Here is a 15,509-nt window from a genome sequence, read left to right as displayed (position 1 = left end):
CGGGATCAGGGCCGCATCACCCAGGCATGATAGACGGGACCATTGCCAGCCCCGAAGCCCGGTGCGCGGGCAATCGCTTCGTGCAGATAGTCGCCAGCCCGGCGAACGGCGTCCGGCAGGGCCGCCCCGTCCGCCAGCAGGCCGGCAATCGCCGAGGCCAGCGTGCAGCCGGTGCCATGGGTGTTGCGGCCGGGCAGGCGCGGCCGTTCCATCAGCTCCATACCGCGTGTCGAGACCAAAACATCGGTCACCACCCCGCCCTTGAGATGACCGCCCTTGACCAGCGCCGCGCGGGCCCCCATCGCGACGAGCTTGTTGGCCGCCTCAAGCTGGCCGGCGATGTCTTCGACCACCAGGCCGGTCAGCTTTTCCGCCTCCGGGATATTGGGCGTGACCAGCCAGGCCAGTGGCAACAGTCGATCTCGGATCGCCATTGCAGCGTCGTCTGAAACCAGCCTGTCGCCCGAGGTCGCGACCATGACCGGATCGAGCACCAGCGGGACCGGCGGGTCGCAGGCCTCCAGACGGTCGGCGACAAGATCGACGATCTCGCGCGTGCCGAGCATGCCGGTCTTGATGATATCGGCCCCGATATCGGACAGCACCGCATCGATCTGCGCCTTCACAATGTCCAGCGGCACAGGATGGATGGCGCTGACGCCGAGCGTGTTCTGGACGGTGATTGCGGTGATCGCGGTGGCAGCATGGCCGCCCATCGCGGTCACCGCCTTGATATCGGCCTGGATACCGGCACCGCCGCCACTGTCTGAGCCGGCAATGATCAGGACCCGGCCCTTGGGTTCATCAATATCCATCGCGCCTTGCATCCTCCGGCCGGACAGTCGGCCTGCCTTGCCTATTGCTCCCGCAAGGCCCGCAACCGGGACCGCGCGCGGGCCGCCTCGGCGTCGGATATCGCATGCCGGGCCGCCTGGTCATAGAGTGCACGCGCCGCCTGTTCATCGCCCTGCTCGACCCGGATTTCCGCCAGCGCGACTGTGGCACGGAAATTCTCCGGTTCGAAGGCCAGCATCTGTTCGTAGATCGATGCGGCGGCGGCGTGATAGCCGCCATCATTCAGGCAGGCCGCCTGGGCGTGCAGGAGATCATCATCCCATGGACTTTCGGCGACCGCTTGTGCCGCCTCGGTGCAAACGCCCGGCGGCACCACGGACGTGCCGCTACGCGCCGCTTGGGCAGCACCGTCATTGCTGGCGAAGAGCGGCGTCGGCGCGGCTGGCGCTGATGTAGCGGGAGCGACGGATTGCGCCGGTTCCGGCGTGGCCTGGATCGCATTTTCGCTGCCGGTGGCGGATGTCGGCATCGGCGCACGGTCCGACGGCGGGACATTGGCAGGCGACATGCCACCGTCAGACCGGAGGGCACCGGCGGCAACATGCACCTCGGGCGTCGGACCAACCATCATGCTGACCAGCACGCCGCCCTGGCGAAGTTCGGCACGGGCACCGGTCCAGCTGCGGCTGGCATGCAGTCGGACGATCGCGCCCTGTTCGGTCGGATCAATGGTCACCGCTGCCACCAGCGTATCCGAGGCCGGGCTGATCGCGCGGGCGCGCAGGCTGACACCGTCCAGGGTGAGCGTCAGGCCGGCTTGGCTGACCTCGCTGATCAGACCGGCCGGTTGCTCGTCGAGGGCAATCCAGATCTGGCCCGCATCGCCATCAAGGCGGGCCCGCAAATCGGTGATCTCTGCCGCCGACGGGGCTGTCAGGGCGAGGCTGGCAATCAGGGTCAGGACGATTTTCGCGCGCATGCCCAAGGCCTTGCTCTGCGTTGCGTAAAGACGCGGTTAAGTCAGCCGACGTCCGGTCCGAGCGCGGCAATCGGGCCGCTATTGCAGGCGTCGAAGCCAAAGGCACCGATCAGTGTCCGGTCGGCTTCACGCACCGCTTCGTAGACATAACACCCCTCACCGAAGTCCGGCATGGCACCCCGCACGAAGATCGGATCGCCTTCACCGAACATGGCATCGGCGGCGTCGAGCGGGCGGATCGTGTTGATCTCGGTACCGCCTTCGCGGGTCGCACATTCCCAGGTCCGCATGTCGAGATCGACGATGCGGACACCGGTTTCGCCACCCGCCATCGTATAGGCGATCGAGACATGACGGGCGCGGTCGCGGAAATCGGACAGGCAGAGATCAATCATCGGCAGATAATCGATCAGATAGTTCGACCAGCGATCGACCTCGCCGCCAACCTCGCGACCACAGCCGCTGGCGGTCTGGCTGCCGATCGACATGTCGGCAAAATAGATCAGCGTGTCGCCGTCGGCGGACGGGCACGGGCCGGCCTGCAATTCGACCGCGACATAACGCCCGTCCTGGTCCTCGCCACGGAACTGGCGCAGCCCGCCATCGAGATAGGGCATCACGATATCGAGCCGGGCATCGACCTCGCGGCCGTCATCATAACGCATCACCAGATGCGCCCGGGCATCGCCCTCATCGTCATAGTAAGCCAATCGCCCGGTCCAGTCGGAATGCCCGATCAGCTCATAGCCGGCACCACTGACCGGCGCCCGCGATGATGGCGCATAGTTGAACGCCGAATTGGCCATGCTGCCGCCATTGCGACTGTCCGTGACCGTCGTGGCACAAGCGGACAGGCTCAAGCCTGCCATGATCAAAATGAGTGCGCGCATATTCATCCGCCCAGATGCCCCCTGCTCGTCCAGCCGCCTTTAAATAGCCTAACACATGAACGCAAGCTGAGTGGCGAAATCTGTACGCTGTCAGATCCGGTCGGTGAATTGCGAGGCCAGAAAGTCCACGAACAGGCGGACCCGGTGGGCCAGATAGCGGTTGGACGGGAAAACCGCCCACAGGAAGCGGTTTTCCGACTCCCAGTCGGTCAGGATTTCAACCACGCGGCCCTCGGCGATTGCCCGCTCGGCCGCCCAGCGCGGCGAACAGGCAATGCCGACCCCCGCCTCTGCCGCCGTCACCGCTGCCACAGCACCATTGAGTGACAGGCGGCCATGGATGCGGACATCGACCTCGTCCCTGCCCTGCAGGAATTTCAGCATTTGCGGCGCCGGCTTGTTGCGGTCGATGACCATTTCGTGCCCGGCCAGTTCCGACGGGTGTTGCGGGGTTCCGGCACGGGCGAGATAGGCCGGCGAGGCGACCACTGACATGCAGGCCGGCGCGAGCTGTTTGGCGATCAGGGCGCTGTCGGGCAGATTGCCGATCCGCACCCCGACATCAAATCCCTCATTGACCAGATCGACCATGCGATCGGCCAGCGACAGGCGAATTTCGACACCGGGCCAGTCGGTCATGAATTGCGTGATGATCGGCATCAGCCGGCGGGCGCCGAAATCAACCGGCGCCGAGACGCGCAACACGCCGGCCGGCGCCGAGCGTGCATCGGCAACGCCCTGCTCCAGCCCGTCATACTCGTCCAGCCAGGGCCGCACCCGGTCGAGCAGGGCGTCACCGGCATCGGTGAGGCGGACGGAGCGGGTCGTGCGCTCGAACAGGCGCGCCTGCAATCTTTCCTCGAGCGCGGTGATCTGCTTCGAGGCAGCGCCCGGCGTCATGCCTTCGCGGTCAGCCGCCTTGGTGAAACTCCCCAGCTCAGCCACCGAGCAGAACAGGCGCAGCGCATCAATCCGGTCCATTTATTCCCCACAAGAAACAGAAAGTGTCGTTACCGGGCATTTATCCCATTTGCCGCCGCATTCATATGGAAAAGCCAGGAGGCCGACATGTTGATCGATCCGCTTTTCATCTCCCACGGCGCACCGGATGTTCTGGTACGCGACACACCCGCTCACCACGCCCTCGCATCCCTGGCCCTGACACCCGGAACCCGGGCCGTTCTGGTCGTGTCGGCGCATTGGGAAGCGGACCCGGTGCGGGTTCAGACCGCGCCGGCCCCGTCGACCATCCATGATTTCAGCGGGTTCGGTCCGGAACTCGCGCGCGCCGTCTATGACGCACCGGGTGCGCCCGACCTGGCAGCGGCCGTGATCGAGCGCCTGAAAGCGGCCGGGCTGGCCGCCGGCGCCGAGCCGCAACGTGGCCGCGACCATGGCGCCTGGATCCCGCTGGCGCTGATGCATCCAGACGCCCGCATCCCGGTCTTCCAGGTCAGCCTTCCCGCCAGCGACGACGCGGCCATCGCCCTCGGCAAGGCACTCGCCCCACTGAGCCGTGACCGCGTCCAGATCATCGGGTCCGGCGCCCTGACGCACGCGCTCGGCGCCGCCCTGCCAGCCGCCGAGGACGCGCCTGCCCATCCCGACGCGTTGGCCTTCGCCGACTGGATCCGACCGCGACTGGCATCCGGTGACACCGACACCATTGCCGGCTGGCGCAGCGCACCGGCCGCGCGCTTCAATCACCCGACACCGGAGCATTTCCGGCCGCTGCTTGTCGCCATGGCGGCTGGCGGCGGACAGGCCGGCACGTGTCTGCATCAATCCTGGAGCCGCAGCGCCCTGGCCATGGATATCTGGCGCTTTGCCGCCTGATCACTCGGCGGCGCGCTCCGCCAGTCGCGCCGCGACATCCGGCCAATCCAGCATTTCGGCGATGTCGGCGAAACCCGGTGCTGTCTCGGATCTGACATCGGGATCGGCACCGGCATCCAGCAGGGCCAGCACGGCCTCACGCTGGCCTTCAAACGCGGCCCAGTACAGCGGCGTGGCACCGGACACGCCCTGGACATCCAGATCGGCCCCGGCCTCGGCCAGCCGGGACAGCATCGCCGTGTGCCCTGCGATTGCGGCCAGGTGGACCGCCGTCAACGCCATGCCGTTTTCCGCCCCTGCCCGGTTGAGGTCGGCGCCGACCTCGATCAATTGCTCGACAATCGCGACCTGGTCGGTCCGCGCTGCTTCGAACAGGGCCGTATAGCCGATCGCGTCGACCGCATCCGGATCGGCCCCATTTGCGAGAAGCAGGCCCAGCGTCTCGGCCTGTCCGGCCCCGGCCGCGGCATGGACCAGGGGCCGGCCGGCCCAATCGCGTGCTGAGGCGACGTCATGCCATTCCGCGATGGCCGCGACCGTTGCAGTGTCGCCGGCTATCACGGCCCGTTCCAGGACGGCGTCGACCGCCAAGCGGGCCGGCGCCTGACCCGTGGCGTCCAATGCCACCGCAAGGGTCGCCTGATGTCCCCGGCGCAGGGCGATTTCGGCAACGGAGCCATGGCCGCTGGCCTCACCATCGGCGCCGGCCTCGAACAACATCTGCACAATTGCGGCGTGGCCATAATAGGCGGCCCAGTTTATCGCCGGATCACCCATCGTGTCCCGGACATGGATGTCAGCGCCGGCCTCGATAAGGACGCGGGTCATCGCGGGGTCGGGATTGGACGTTGCATACATGAGCGCCGTGGCCTGCAGACCACCCTCGGCCCGCGTGTCGGGATCAGCGCCGGCGTCCAATGCCGCCGCCAGTGCTTCGGCATCGCCGGCCTCCAACGCTGTCCGCACCGCCTCCGGCCACTGGGCCGCCAGCGGTGCACCGACCGCCGGAAGCATCAAACCAACAGCCATACATATCGTCACAAGAATTCGCATCATGTCCTCCCGTCCCGATCGGAAGGTTAGCCCGGCACGACGCCAGACGCGTCCAACATCTTTGTGATCAATCCGCGAGCGCGAGCTTGAAATTGCGGCGTTGCAAGCGCACCGGCAAGGTGAACTCGTCAAGATCTGCTGCACCCATGCTGCGCAGCAATTCACCCACAGCCCGCCGCGCCTCACCCACCAGGCCGTCGCGATAATCGGTGACCCGTTGCAGCATCCAGAGCGGGAAGGGAATGATCGCCCGGTCGGTGGTGACCGCGCTGTCACCATGGCCGATGACCGCCTTGTGGAACCCCAGTATACGAGGCAATTCGGTGCCCGGCGCCTTGTCCGCAGCCCAGCCTGCGAGCGCGTCGGCGGTATCGCGCAGAACCGGCCAATGCTGCGCAGCAAAACGCTGCAGCAATTTCTCGACGCCCGCCGGGATTTCATCGTCCGGCAGGAAGTCACCGGTCAGCGAATGCTGCGGCGCATGGCAACGCTCCGCCCAGCGCGCGACCCGCGGCGCCAGCCGTCGCATCAGCTCGCCGGACTTCGGGTCGCGCAGCAAATGCGCGTATAGGGGACCGAGCAGACCATAGTCGCCGATCGAAGGTCGCGAGCCGAACAGATTGTCATGCTCGCCCAGATGAGCCTCGAACACGGCCAGAAAATCCTCATAGGCCGCTTCAATCGCCGCAACGCTGTCAGGATTGATGCCGAGCCCGGTGATCGAGCCGGAAAAGAAGCCGACAGCCTTCTCGGCGGCGACGAATTGTTCTTCCGGCGGCAGGTGGGGATGGCTGGTGGCGCCAAATTCCTGCTGCGCGAAGTCGCGATTATAGGCCCAGCGATAATGCATCGCCGGGATGACCAGCCACTCATCGCCGAACAATTCCAGGATCAGGGCGGCAAGCCTCTGGCGCGGCGTGTCGGGATAGACCGACGGGCCGGGTTCGCACGCTTCGACATGGTCGATGATATCGGTCGTGTCCTGAAGCGTCACGCCGTCTTCGGACCCGTCTTCATGGATGACGACCGGAATGACCGACCAGCCGACGCGCGGAAGAATGTCGGCCTTGAAAACCTCGCGCGTTGAAAGCCGCTCGGTGAAGGCGACATTCTTCCAGCGCAGATAGCCCCGCACCTTGCCGGTATAAAGGGAGACCGGGGTCCCGATCAGGGTATAGCTCATTGCTTGCTCCGCACCGCTTTGAGCCACGAAAGCTAACCTGCTTTTCGCCCGGCGCCAGCCTGCGTCAGTGCATGGCAGGGCTTCAGTCTGCTGCCGCCTCCGGCATGTCGGCGACGACATACCACCGCGCAACCGCGTCCGCACCGACGATGGCGGTCGCCCGCCGGCGCACTTCGGCCGGCGTCAGCAGGCCCCGATCAAAGGCGGAGATGAGCCAATCGCGATATCGGCCGCCGCGTTCGTCGAATCCGTCCTCTTTCATCGCATGATAGAGCGCCGCGGCGAGCATGTGCATCCCGTCATCGGCGTGTTGCCAGCGCTGCGACGGATCCCGCCCGACGCCGATACGCTCGGAAACGATCTGGTCCAGCGCCTGCGTCGAGTCCTCGTTCACCACCCCCATGAAGGAATTGTATCCAAACGCCGGATCATGGTTCTCGACGATCGAGATCATCCACGGATCGGATTCCAACGGCGCAAGCCGCGCGCGCAGATCCGCGTCGCCGCGATCGAATGGCGGGTGGAAGATTTCATGGGCCGCAACCCGGACCTGAGTGTCGCCGGGCCAGCCATGATAGGCGATGAAGCGCTGACCGATAATGCGGATGCCATAGGGCTGCGAGAAATTCAGGATCAAGATTTCGACGGTCGGCTCGAGATCCCGACCTAGAAGACGCGCCTGTTCCGGAATAATGTCATGAGCCGACACGGCGGCGAGGTTGCGGTCAATCGCGAGTGCGATGTCGGGCATGAAGCGTTCCGCATACCAAGTCTCGAAACCACTGGTGCGAAATCCCTCCAGGACCGTGAGTATGTCCGGCATCAAGCCCCGCAACCCCGCATAACGTTCGGCGTCCCAACTCGGTGAGGCCTCAAAGCCCGGCCGCAAGTAGCGGTCCGGGTCGCCGGCCGAGGTGATGATGTCCTGAAGGCTGTCGACCGGCCCGGCCGAAAACAGCAGCGCCAGCAACGGGCCGACCAACAAGTCGTGCGACCGGATCCGCTGCCCGATACGATCCATCGCCGCCACCGCCGCAGGATCAAGCTGCCCGCGAATGAAAACGATTTCCTCGGAATAATAGCCCGATTGCAACGCATCGCCGGATGCCGCCCCGAGCAACATGAGCGCATCCAGCCCGGGTGCCGGCCGAACACGCCATTGCGTTGTCATGGCCTGGGTGTGGTCTGGAGCTTCGGTTTGCGCGACGGCCGGAACTGTCGAACCACAAGCCAGCGCGCCGGCGAACGCAAGTACGAGTAAACGCATCTGAATGATCTCTTTCGTTCATACGCCCCCAAGCGTCCCCGGATAGGACCGCAATGGTGTGGCCATTGTCTTGAACGAATCTGATCTCAATGACCGCGGAAACCAGCCGGTGTCAGTCCTGTCTGATGACGCAAGACACGGGTCAGATGTGGCTGATCCGAAAATTCGCCGATCTGCGCCGCTTCCGATATCTTCGCGCCGTCGCGCAGGGCGGCGATCGCGGCACGCATCCGCGCCTCGCGGCGCAACGCCAGGGGGGAAAGACCGAACCATGACCGGCACGTGCGGCTGGCATGTTCCGGTGAGCAACCGGCCTGCCTGGCACTGGCAGCGACCGAAGCACCAGCCAACAGGCGCAAGGTAAAACCCGTCAGCCAACTCGGCGGCGCCAGCGGCGGACGACCGGCCCCCTCCTCGATCAACGCATGGCCGGCTTTGACCGGATTGTCCGCCGCCAATGCGAGCAATGACTGGACATCCGGAGCATTGAACACTTTCAGGCCGTGCGCGTCGGCCAGCATGCCGGGCAGCGGAATATTGACGACCCTGGCGCGGCCTTGCGGGAAGGCATTGCCATGTGCATGCACACGCGGATGCAGCACGACATCGCCCGCCTGACAGACATAGCGCCCGTCGAAGCCGAACTCGTCATAGCTGCCCTCGACGATCACAGCGGCATAGGCATCGGCATGCCGGTGCATCGGCAGGCACTCACCGGCTTCAAAACGCGTCCTGCCCGGTATTTCGGTGACCAACATGGCGTAAGCCTAGGCGAGCCGGTCGCGTGTGGCGATAGGGCGCTGCGGCCAGCGGCCTCACAATCGGCGCAGGGTCTTTCCGCCAGCACGTCAAGCAAGATGAGAGTCTATGTCGGCGAGGCTGGGTGCGCTGTGCTCGAACATGTACCGGGTGCCCGGTGCCAGATTATCCGGCGCCCGGCAATCCGCGACGCGTCCCGGGGCTTAACGGCGGGCGATGAAGATGTCGCGGGTTTTGGAAACGACGCCGGCTTCGTGGCGGGCGACGACACGGTCGACGCCATCCGCAGCATTGTCGAAGGCGCGCCAGGCCGACCAGCCCATCACACCGGTCATGAGCACGGCCGCAGACCAGCACACCAGCGCGATGGCACGGGCATAGCCCGCCCAGTCGGTCAGCCCCCAGCGATCGGGTCCAAAGGAGTTCATGTCAGTCCTGCCTTGCCTGCCGGGCATGGCCTGCCCGTCGCGGCGCATCTTGGCGATGGATTTGGTTAACGCATCTCATATTTGATTAACGTCTTGTTCAAATTTCGCGCCAGACGTGTTTTGAATGCCAATTCAACGGCCTAAACACTTGGTTGTGTTAGTGAACGAATACGATATTCGCCTGTCAGGGGAATTTGCCACGAGAAACCTGTGCCGAAGGCGCCAGGTCAGCACAGGCGGCGCAGCGCCAGCCCGTGGCTCCAGGACCGGACGGCGGATGGCGCAGCGGGTCGCTGGACAAGGGAAAAGGAGGGGGGAGGTCCATCGCGGTGCGGGCGACCGCGATGCGTCCCCAAACGCACCAACCGCCCGTCCCTGACCTGGCAAGAGGTGAGGAGGCGGGCGGCCGTGTTGCGTCCGGTTCGGGTTTTGACACCCGTCCCTTCCGCGTCCCCTTTCTTTCGTCCGGGGCAGCACCACGGTGAGGCAGCGCTGGCATCTTGGCGTCCTGGTCCCCTCCCTTGCGGTCGGTTCAGTCCCTCCGGTTCGGTGAGCCCTTCAGCGCCGGTCCTTGCGGACCCTTGCCTTGGAACCTGACCTGAATTCCGGGCCCCTTGCGGGTCCTTTTCCTTCCGGCCTGCCCTTGTGGAACCTGTTCTTGCGAACCTGCTCCTCCGAGCCACCTCTCCGGCGATCCCTGGTCCTTGCGGGCCACTTCGGTCGCTGTCGATGATTGAAGTAGAACAGGCCGGACCCGGCTCCGCAACGCACGGAAAATGCGATTTCGTGGACAAGTCGGCGGAGTTGGTGGAAAACTTTCCACTTTCCGTGGAAAAGCTGGTGAAAACTTTCAACAGCCTGATTTCACGCCCTGATTAGCCCAAGTGCGGCCAGGAAAAAACCGGCGCGAGCAGTCTTGAGCCGCCAAAAGTTCAGCTCTGACCCAGGCGCGGCGCGCGGGGCTGTCCATAGATCGCTTGTCAGCCAGCAGGCCGTATCCGCTTCTTCAGCTCAAGGGTGAAACCGCGTAGCGACCGCGTTGCGGCCCTTGACCTGAAGAAGCGGATACGGCGGTCTCTCGGCAAGCGGTTTATGGCGGAGTATGCGCCGGGGCGCGGGGGAGAGGGGTAGGAATCGTATCTGGGTTGCTTTTTCCCGGCTACTTCCAATCCTAGATTTGGTGGGATTGCATCGATCTGAACGGAATGCTTCTCTCAGATTTCAATCTGACGCCGCAAGCGAAGCCTAATGCATTGTTATGTTTCCAATAATTTGGTCTTAAAAACAACAATTGCGCTATCAGCAGCGATGTTTGCTGCCGGCTGCATCCCACCTTCACTCTATGGGCGATCATCCATTGACCCCAGCGGATGTGCGCTCGAATTCGGGACTGGGCAACTTTCCGACCTTGCAATATGCCTGAATGAAAGAGTGGTTGAGCCCGACAACCGAAACGTACTGGAGCAAGCCCGTGAATTGCGGGACCAAGCGCGAGAGGTGTCGCCGATTGGTCCGCGCATACCTGAACGTACCGCGCAGCACGCTATTGGTGGCTGCGAAACGCCACTTTGGGCGCGCGTAACTATAGCTCTGCATCAGCTTTTTAATGGGTCCGAAGCACTCAACGCACCTGATATTGAACACAATGCTCTCTTGCGCGATTTGCTTGATGGCCACGCGGACAAGTTGGAGCTTTTAAGACGACACATTGAGTTTCTGGACGGAGCGGACGCAAGCGACCCTGGGACATGGCAAAGATTGGTTGAGGTGGACGTTGCGATGAATACAACGCGACCTCACTCAGACAGGTTCGGAGCAACACACGACCGAATTAGCTCAATTTTGTGGTGTGAAGCGGTCAAAGCTAATGCGGAGTACGTTCGTAGCAGTGACTTCCTATCGAATCTGCCGGACGACCCGACCACCTTGTATGGCATATGGTACACGTCGCAGCACGCGGACCACGACCTCGATCTCCAACGTTTGGCGCTGGAAGCGTTCCGGCCATACGCCGAATCTGGCAGTCGCCCGAGCATGTACTATGCATACCTCTATGATCGCGTCGCTATAGGGGAAGGTCGCAGCCAACGATACGGCACGCAATCGTGCTTTCAAGCGGATGATGGCTTCGACTTGTGTCCCCTGGAGGACGGCATGGAAATGGCCGAACGCAGGATACGATCCGGCCTAAGCCCAACCCCCAGGCGCAGGTAAGAGGCTCCAAGACCGCTCACCTGAGCCCGGATGATCGAGAAGCCGACCAATGGACACCTCGGACTCACGCGAACAGCCGCCAGCTCAGCTGTGGTCAGATCCCGCACCCAACGACCATTCATCGCTTGTCAGCCAGCAGGCCGTATCCGCTTTTTCAGCTCAAGGGTGAAACCGCGAAGCGGCCGCGTTGCGGCCCTTGACCTGAAGAAGCGGATACGGCGGTCTCTCGGCAAGCGGTTTATGGTGGGGTTTGCGCCGGAGGCGCGGACGTAGAGGGGCGCTCATTGAATCCGCTCGGCTTCTGCAGTGCACAGGCATGACGTGCGTCCTCATCCATTCCTGGACTTAAATACCGTCATCCCGGCGAACGCCGGGACCCAGATTGCGACTCTGGTTGTTGGCAAGTCTGGTGAAACCGCGCCTGCGAGACTGGGTCCTGACTTTCGTCAGGATGACGCAAAGGACAGGCACACACCCTTTACTCCGCAGCGCAAAGAAAAAACCGGCGCGAACAATGCCGCGCCGGTTTCTTGCAGTCGCCGTGAAGCTTAGGGCGGACTATTCCGCCGCCACCGCCGCCGGAGCGCCGAAGCGTCCGTAGAAGGTTTCGCCCTTCTCGGCCATTTCGACGAGGAGGTCCGGCACCGCGAACTGGTCGCCATAGGCGGCTTCCAGCTCTTTGGCGCGGGCCACGAAGGCCTTGGCGCCTATGGTGTCGATGTAGGACAGCGTGCCGCCGGTATAGGGCGCGAAACCCCAACCGAGGATGGAGCCGACATCGGCCTCACGCGGATCCTGGACAATGTCCTCACCCATGCAACGCGCCGCTTCCAGCGCCTGGGCGTAGAGGATGCGGTCCTTGATCTCGTCCGCTGTCGGCTGCTCGTCGGCGTACTTGCCGCCCGGAGCAAACTGCTCCAGCTCCGGCCAGAGACGCTTGGGCTGACCCTTTTCGGCCGGGTAGTCATAGAAGCCCTTGGCATTCTTGCGACCGAAGCGCTCATATTCCTCGACCATCTTGAACAGGATGGGCTCGGTCTTGGACGGCTTGTAGCTGTCGCCGAGATCGGCCTTGGTCTGCTTGATCAGCTTCACGCCGAGATCCAGCGCCACCTCGTCCTGCAGGGACAGCGGGCCGACCGGCATGCCAGCCATCTTGGCGGCATTTTCGATCAGGGCCGGCTTCACGCCCTCAGCCAGCAGGTTCATGCCCTCGCCGATATAGCGCATGACGCAACGATTGGCGTAGAAGCCGCGCGTGTCGGAGACGACGATCGGCGTCTTCTTGATTTTGGTGACAAAATCGATCGTGCGCGAGAGGGCATAATCGCCCGTCTTCTCGCCCATGATGATCTCGACCAGGTTCATCTTCTCGACCGGCGAGAAGAAGTGGATGCCGATGAAATTGTCCGGACGATCCGACGCCTTGGCGAGATCGGTGATCGGGATGGAGGAGGTGTTCGAGCCAAACACCGCCGTGGTGCCGATCTGCTCTTCCGCCATCTTGGTGATCTTGGCCTTGAGTTCGGAATTCTCGAACACGGCCTCGACGACCAGATCAACATCCTTGATCAGGGTGTAATCGGTGGTCGGCGTGATGAGGGCGCCCAGCTTGTCAGCCTTGTCCTGGCTCAGCTTGCCGCGGGCGACGCCCTTGGCGAAGTGATCGGTACAATGCTTCTTGCCCTTCTCGGCGCCCTCTTGCGTGGCGTCGATGAGAACAATCTCGATCCCGGCCTGGGCCGAAACCGTGGCAATGCCCGCACCCATGAAACCGGCACCGATGATGGCGATCTTGTTGATCTCGCCCTTGTCCTGACCGGCCGGACGGCGTCCGCCCTTGTCCAGATCCTGCTTGGACAGGAAGATCGAGCGGATCATGTTGCGGCTTTCCGGGCGCAGCAAAAGCTTGGTGAAATACCGGCTCTCGATGCGGATCGCGGCATCCATCGAGACCTGCGAGCCTTCATAGACGCAGGACAGGATGTAGCGCTGGGCCGGATAATTGCCATAGCTGGTCTTGCGCAGCATCGGCGAGGCGGCGCCGAACATCTGGCCACCGGCGGGATGGTAGGGACCACCACCCGGGAAGCGGAACTTGTCACCATCCCAGGGCTGTTTGGCACCCTTCGGATCTTCCTTGACCAGGCCCTTGGCCTTGGCGACCAGCTCGGCCAGCGGCGCCAGGGCATCGACAATGCCCTGCTGCTGTGCGGTTGCGGCGTCGAGCTGCTTGCCTTGCAACAGGATCGGTGCGGCATTCATCAGGCCAACCAGGCGCGGCAGGCGCTGGGTGCCGCCACCGCCGGGCAGGACACCGACCATGGCTTCCGGCAGGCCGAGCTTGGCCTTGGGATTGTCCGACGGCATGACCCGGTAATGACAGGCCAGGGCAATCTCGAAGCCGCCGCCCAGGGCGAGGCCATTGACCGCCGCGGCGATCGGCTTGCCGCAGGTTTCCAGCGCCCGGAACGTCTTGTTGAGACGGAAGCATTGCTCGAACAGCTTCGTCTTCATTTCCTCTTCCGGCAGCTTGGCCAGCTCGGAGGAGGAGCTGCCCAGCTCCGACAGATCGGCCCCGGCACAGAACGCGTCCTTGCCCGAGGTGATGACCACGCCCTTGATGGCGTCGTCATTGATGATCTTGTCGGTCAGCGCGTCGAAGTCATCCATGACATCGGCGGAGATGACATTCATCGACTTGCCCGGGCTGTCAAAAGTGACCAGGGCAATGCCGTCTTGATCGATTTCGAGTGTGAAGTTTTTCATCGTCTTTTCTCCTGCTCGACCCTTAAACCCGCTCGATGATGGTCGCGGTGCCCATGCCGCCGCCGACGCAGAGCGTGGTCAGTGCGGTTTGCTTGCCCGTGCGCTCCAGCTCGTCGAGGACGGTGCCCAGGATCATCGCGCCGGTTGCGCCCAGCGGGTGACCCATGGCGATGGCGCCACCATTCACATTCATGATGTCGTGGTCGATATTATAGGCCTGCATAAGGCGCAGCACGACAGCGGCGAAGGCCTCGTTGAGCTCCCACAGGTCGATATCGCCCGCTTCCATGCCGGCCTTTTTCAGGGCCTTGGCGGTGACCGGGACCGGGCCGGTCAGCATGATGGTCGGCTCGGAACCGATCGAGGCCATCGAACGGATCCGCGCCCGCGGCTTCAGGCCGGCACGCTCGCCCGCCTCTTTCGACCCGACCAGGACCATGGCCGAACCATCGACGATGCCGGAAGAATTGCCGCCGGTATGGACCCAGTTGAGGTATTCCACTTCCGGATAGCGCTGGGTCGCGACCGCTTCAAAACCGACGAAATCGGACATGTCCTTGAAGGCCGACTTCAGCGAACCAAGGCCCTGCATGTCAGTACCCGGACGCATGTGCTCGTCATGATCAAGGATCGTGGTGCCCAGCTGGTCCTTCACGGCAACGACCGACTTGGCAAAGCGGCCCTCTTCCCAGGCCCGCGCCGCGCGCTTCTGGCTCTCGACAGCATAGGCGTCGACATCATCCCGGCTGAAGCCGTATTTGGTGGCGATCAGGTCGGCGGAGACGCCCTGTGGCACGATGTAATTGTCGAAGGAAATCTCCGGATCGACGCCCATGGCGCCGCCATCGGAGCCCATCGGCACGCGTGACATGGCTTCGACACCGCCGCCAATGGCAAAATCGGCCTCGCCGGACATCACCTTGGCCGCGGCCACATTGACCGCTTCCAGGCCCGAGGCGCAGAAACGGTTGAGCTGATAGCCGCCGGTGGTCTCGGCATAGCCGGCATTGATCACGGCCGAGCGCGAAATATTGGCGCCCTGCTCACCGACCGGCGAGACGACCCCCATGATCACGTCATCGACGAGCGCGGTGTCGAGATTATTGCGGTCACGGATCGCGGCGAGCTGCTGGGTGGCCAGCTGCAGCGCGGTGATCTCGTTGAGCGCCCCGTTCTTTTTCTTGCCGCGCGGCGTGCGCGTGGCGTCGAAGATATAAGCTTCTGTCATGGTCACTTCCTTTCCCTTGGCGGGGTGGTTCCCTTTATCGACGTAAGTTTTCTGCCCCCGCTAGCGGGAGAAGTGGCCCCCGGGCGCATCGCGCTCGGGAGCCGATGA

The 15,509-nt window shown here is 63.6% G+C and carries 12 protein-coding genes; 1 reads left to right on the top strand and 11 read right to left on the bottom strand.

The genetic code is table 11. From position 1 onward, the window contains the following. Positions 1–5: 5 nt before the first annotated feature. The 4 genes from thiD to C7435_RS01810 all read right to left on the bottom strand — a co-directional run bounded on the left by thiD (position 6) and on the right by C7435_RS01810 (position 3,645). Positions 6–815, bottom strand: a complete 810-nt coding sequence (thiD, locus tag C7435_RS01825; RefSeq protein ID WP_121209796.1) for a bifunctional hydroxymethylpyrimidine kinase/phosphomethylpyrimidine kinase — start codon at positions 813–815, stop codon at positions 6–8. A 41-nt stretch (positions 816–856) separates the two neighbouring features. Further along, a complete protein-coding gene (locus C7435_RS01820) occupies positions 857–1,774 on the bottom strand; it encodes a tetratricopeptide repeat protein (RefSeq protein WP_121209795.1) in 918 nt (305 codons plus the stop codon). Between the two features lie 41 nt (positions 1,775–1,815). Beyond that, positions 1,816–2,664: a hypothetical protein gene (locus tag C7435_RS01815; RefSeq protein ID WP_143742872.1), complete on the bottom strand. Its 849-nt coding sequence runs from the start codon at positions 2,662–2,664 to the stop codon at positions 1,816–1,818. Positions 2,665–2,754: 90 nt separating this feature from the next. Further along, positions 2,755–3,645, bottom strand: coding sequence for a LysR family transcriptional regulator (locus C7435_RS01810; RefSeq protein ID WP_121209794.1), 891 nt, complete (start codon positions 3,643–3,645; stop codon positions 2,755–2,757). A gap of 87 nt (positions 3,646–3,732) precedes the next feature. On the opposite strand from C7435_RS01810, the gene C7435_RS01805 reads away from it, so the two are divergent. Then, entirely contained in the window at positions 3,733–4,500 is a 768-nt protein-coding gene (locus C7435_RS01805; RefSeq protein WP_121209793.1) for a DODA-type extradiol aromatic ring-opening family dioxygenase, read from the top strand. Here the strand turns inward: C7435_RS01805 and C7435_RS01800 are convergent, their stop codons facing one another. From C7435_RS01800 to C7435_RS01765, 7 genes are all read right to left on the bottom strand, one after another. Beyond that, positions 4,501–5,529 carry an ankyrin repeat domain-containing protein gene (locus C7435_RS01800; RefSeq protein WP_170150307.1) on the bottom strand — a complete coding sequence of 343 codons (1,029 nt, stop codon included), beginning with the start codon at positions 5,527–5,529 and terminating at the stop codon, positions 4,501–4,503. It lies immediately after the preceding gene. A gap of 91 nt (positions 5,530–5,620) precedes the next feature. Then, positions 5,621–6,736, bottom strand: coding sequence for a glutathione S-transferase family protein (locus C7435_RS01795; protein WP_121209791.1), 1,116 nt, complete (start codon positions 6,734–6,736; stop codon positions 5,621–5,623). An 82-nt stretch (positions 6,737–6,818) separates the two neighbouring features. Then, positions 6,819–8,003, bottom strand: a complete 1,185-nt coding sequence (locus C7435_RS01790) for a hypothetical protein (RefSeq protein ID WP_121209790.1) — start codon at positions 8,001–8,003, stop codon at positions 6,819–6,821. A gap of 86 nt (positions 8,004–8,089) precedes the next feature. Beyond that, a complete protein-coding gene (locus C7435_RS01785) occupies positions 8,090–8,761 on the bottom strand; it encodes a helix-turn-helix domain-containing protein (RefSeq protein ID WP_121209789.1) in 672 nt (223 codons plus the stop codon). Between the two features lie 204 nt (positions 8,762–8,965). Then, positions 8,966–9,190, bottom strand: coding sequence for a hypothetical protein (locus C7435_RS01780; protein WP_121209788.1), 225 nt, complete (start codon positions 9,188–9,190; stop codon positions 8,966–8,968). Between the two features lie 2,772 nt (positions 9,191–11,962). After that, complete coding sequence (locus C7435_RS01770) at positions 11,963–14,173, bottom strand: 3-hydroxyacyl-CoA dehydrogenase NAD-binding domain-containing protein (protein ID WP_121209786.1); 2,211 nt, start codon at positions 14,171–14,173, stop codon at positions 11,963–11,965. A gap of 22 nt (positions 14,174–14,195) precedes the next feature. Beyond that, entirely contained in the window at positions 14,196–15,401 is a 1,206-nt protein-coding gene (locus C7435_RS01765; protein WP_075188809.1) for an acetyl-CoA C-acetyltransferase, read from the bottom strand. Positions 15,402–15,509 lie beyond the last annotated feature (108 nt).

The sequence above is a fragment of the Maricaulis maris genome (assembly GCF_003634045.1).
GTDB lineage: Bacteria > Pseudomonadota > Alphaproteobacteria > Caulobacterales > Maricaulaceae > Maricaulis > Maricaulis maris.
This window is presented reverse-complemented; position numbering and strand designations above follow the sequence as displayed.

Bases quoted from the DNA above. Each gene is read 5' to 3' on its own strand.
- thiD (WP_121209796.1), bottom strand. From the start codon at position 815: ATGGATATTGATGAACCCAAGGGCCGGGTCCTGATCATTGCCGGCTCA.
- C7435_RS01820 (WP_121209795.1), bottom strand. From the start codon at position 1,774: ATGCGCGCGAAAATCGTCCTGACCCTGATTGCCAGCCTCGCCCTGACA.
- C7435_RS01815 (WP_143742872.1), bottom strand. From the start codon at position 2,664: ATGCGCGCACTCATTTTGATCATGGCAGGCTTGAGCCTGTCCGCTTGT.
- C7435_RS01810 (WP_121209794.1), bottom strand. From the start codon at position 3,645: ATGGACCGGATTGATGCGCTGCGCCTGTTCTGCTCGGTGGCTGAGCTG.
- C7435_RS01805 (WP_121209793.1), top strand. From the start codon at position 3,733: ATGTTGATCGATCCGCTTTTCATCTCCCACGGCGCACCGGATGTTCTG.
- C7435_RS01800 (WP_170150307.1), bottom strand. From the start codon at position 5,529: ATGGCTGTTGGTTTGATGCTTCCGGCGGTCGGTGCACCGCTGGCGGCC.
- C7435_RS01795 (WP_121209791.1), bottom strand. From the start codon at position 6,736: ATGAGCTATACCCTGATCGGGACCCCGGTCTCCCTTTATACCGGCAAG.
- C7435_RS01790 (WP_121209790.1), bottom strand. From the start codon at position 8,003: ATGCGTTTACTCGTACTTGCGTTCGCCGGCGCGCTGGCTTGTGGTTCG.
- C7435_RS01785 (WP_121209789.1), bottom strand. From the start codon at position 8,761: ATGTTGGTCACCGAAATACCGGGCAGGACGCGTTTTGAAGCCGGTGAG.
- C7435_RS01780 (WP_121209788.1), bottom strand. From the start codon at position 9,190: ATGAACTCCTTTGGACCCGATCGCTGGGGGCTGACCGACTGGGCGGGC.
- C7435_RS01770 (WP_121209786.1), bottom strand. From the start codon at position 14,173: ATGAAAAACTTCACACTCGAAATCGATCAAGACGGCATTGCCCTGGTC.
- C7435_RS01765 (WP_075188809.1), bottom strand. From the start codon at position 15,401: ATGACAGAAGCTTATATCTTCGACGCCACGCGCACGCCGCGCGGCAAG.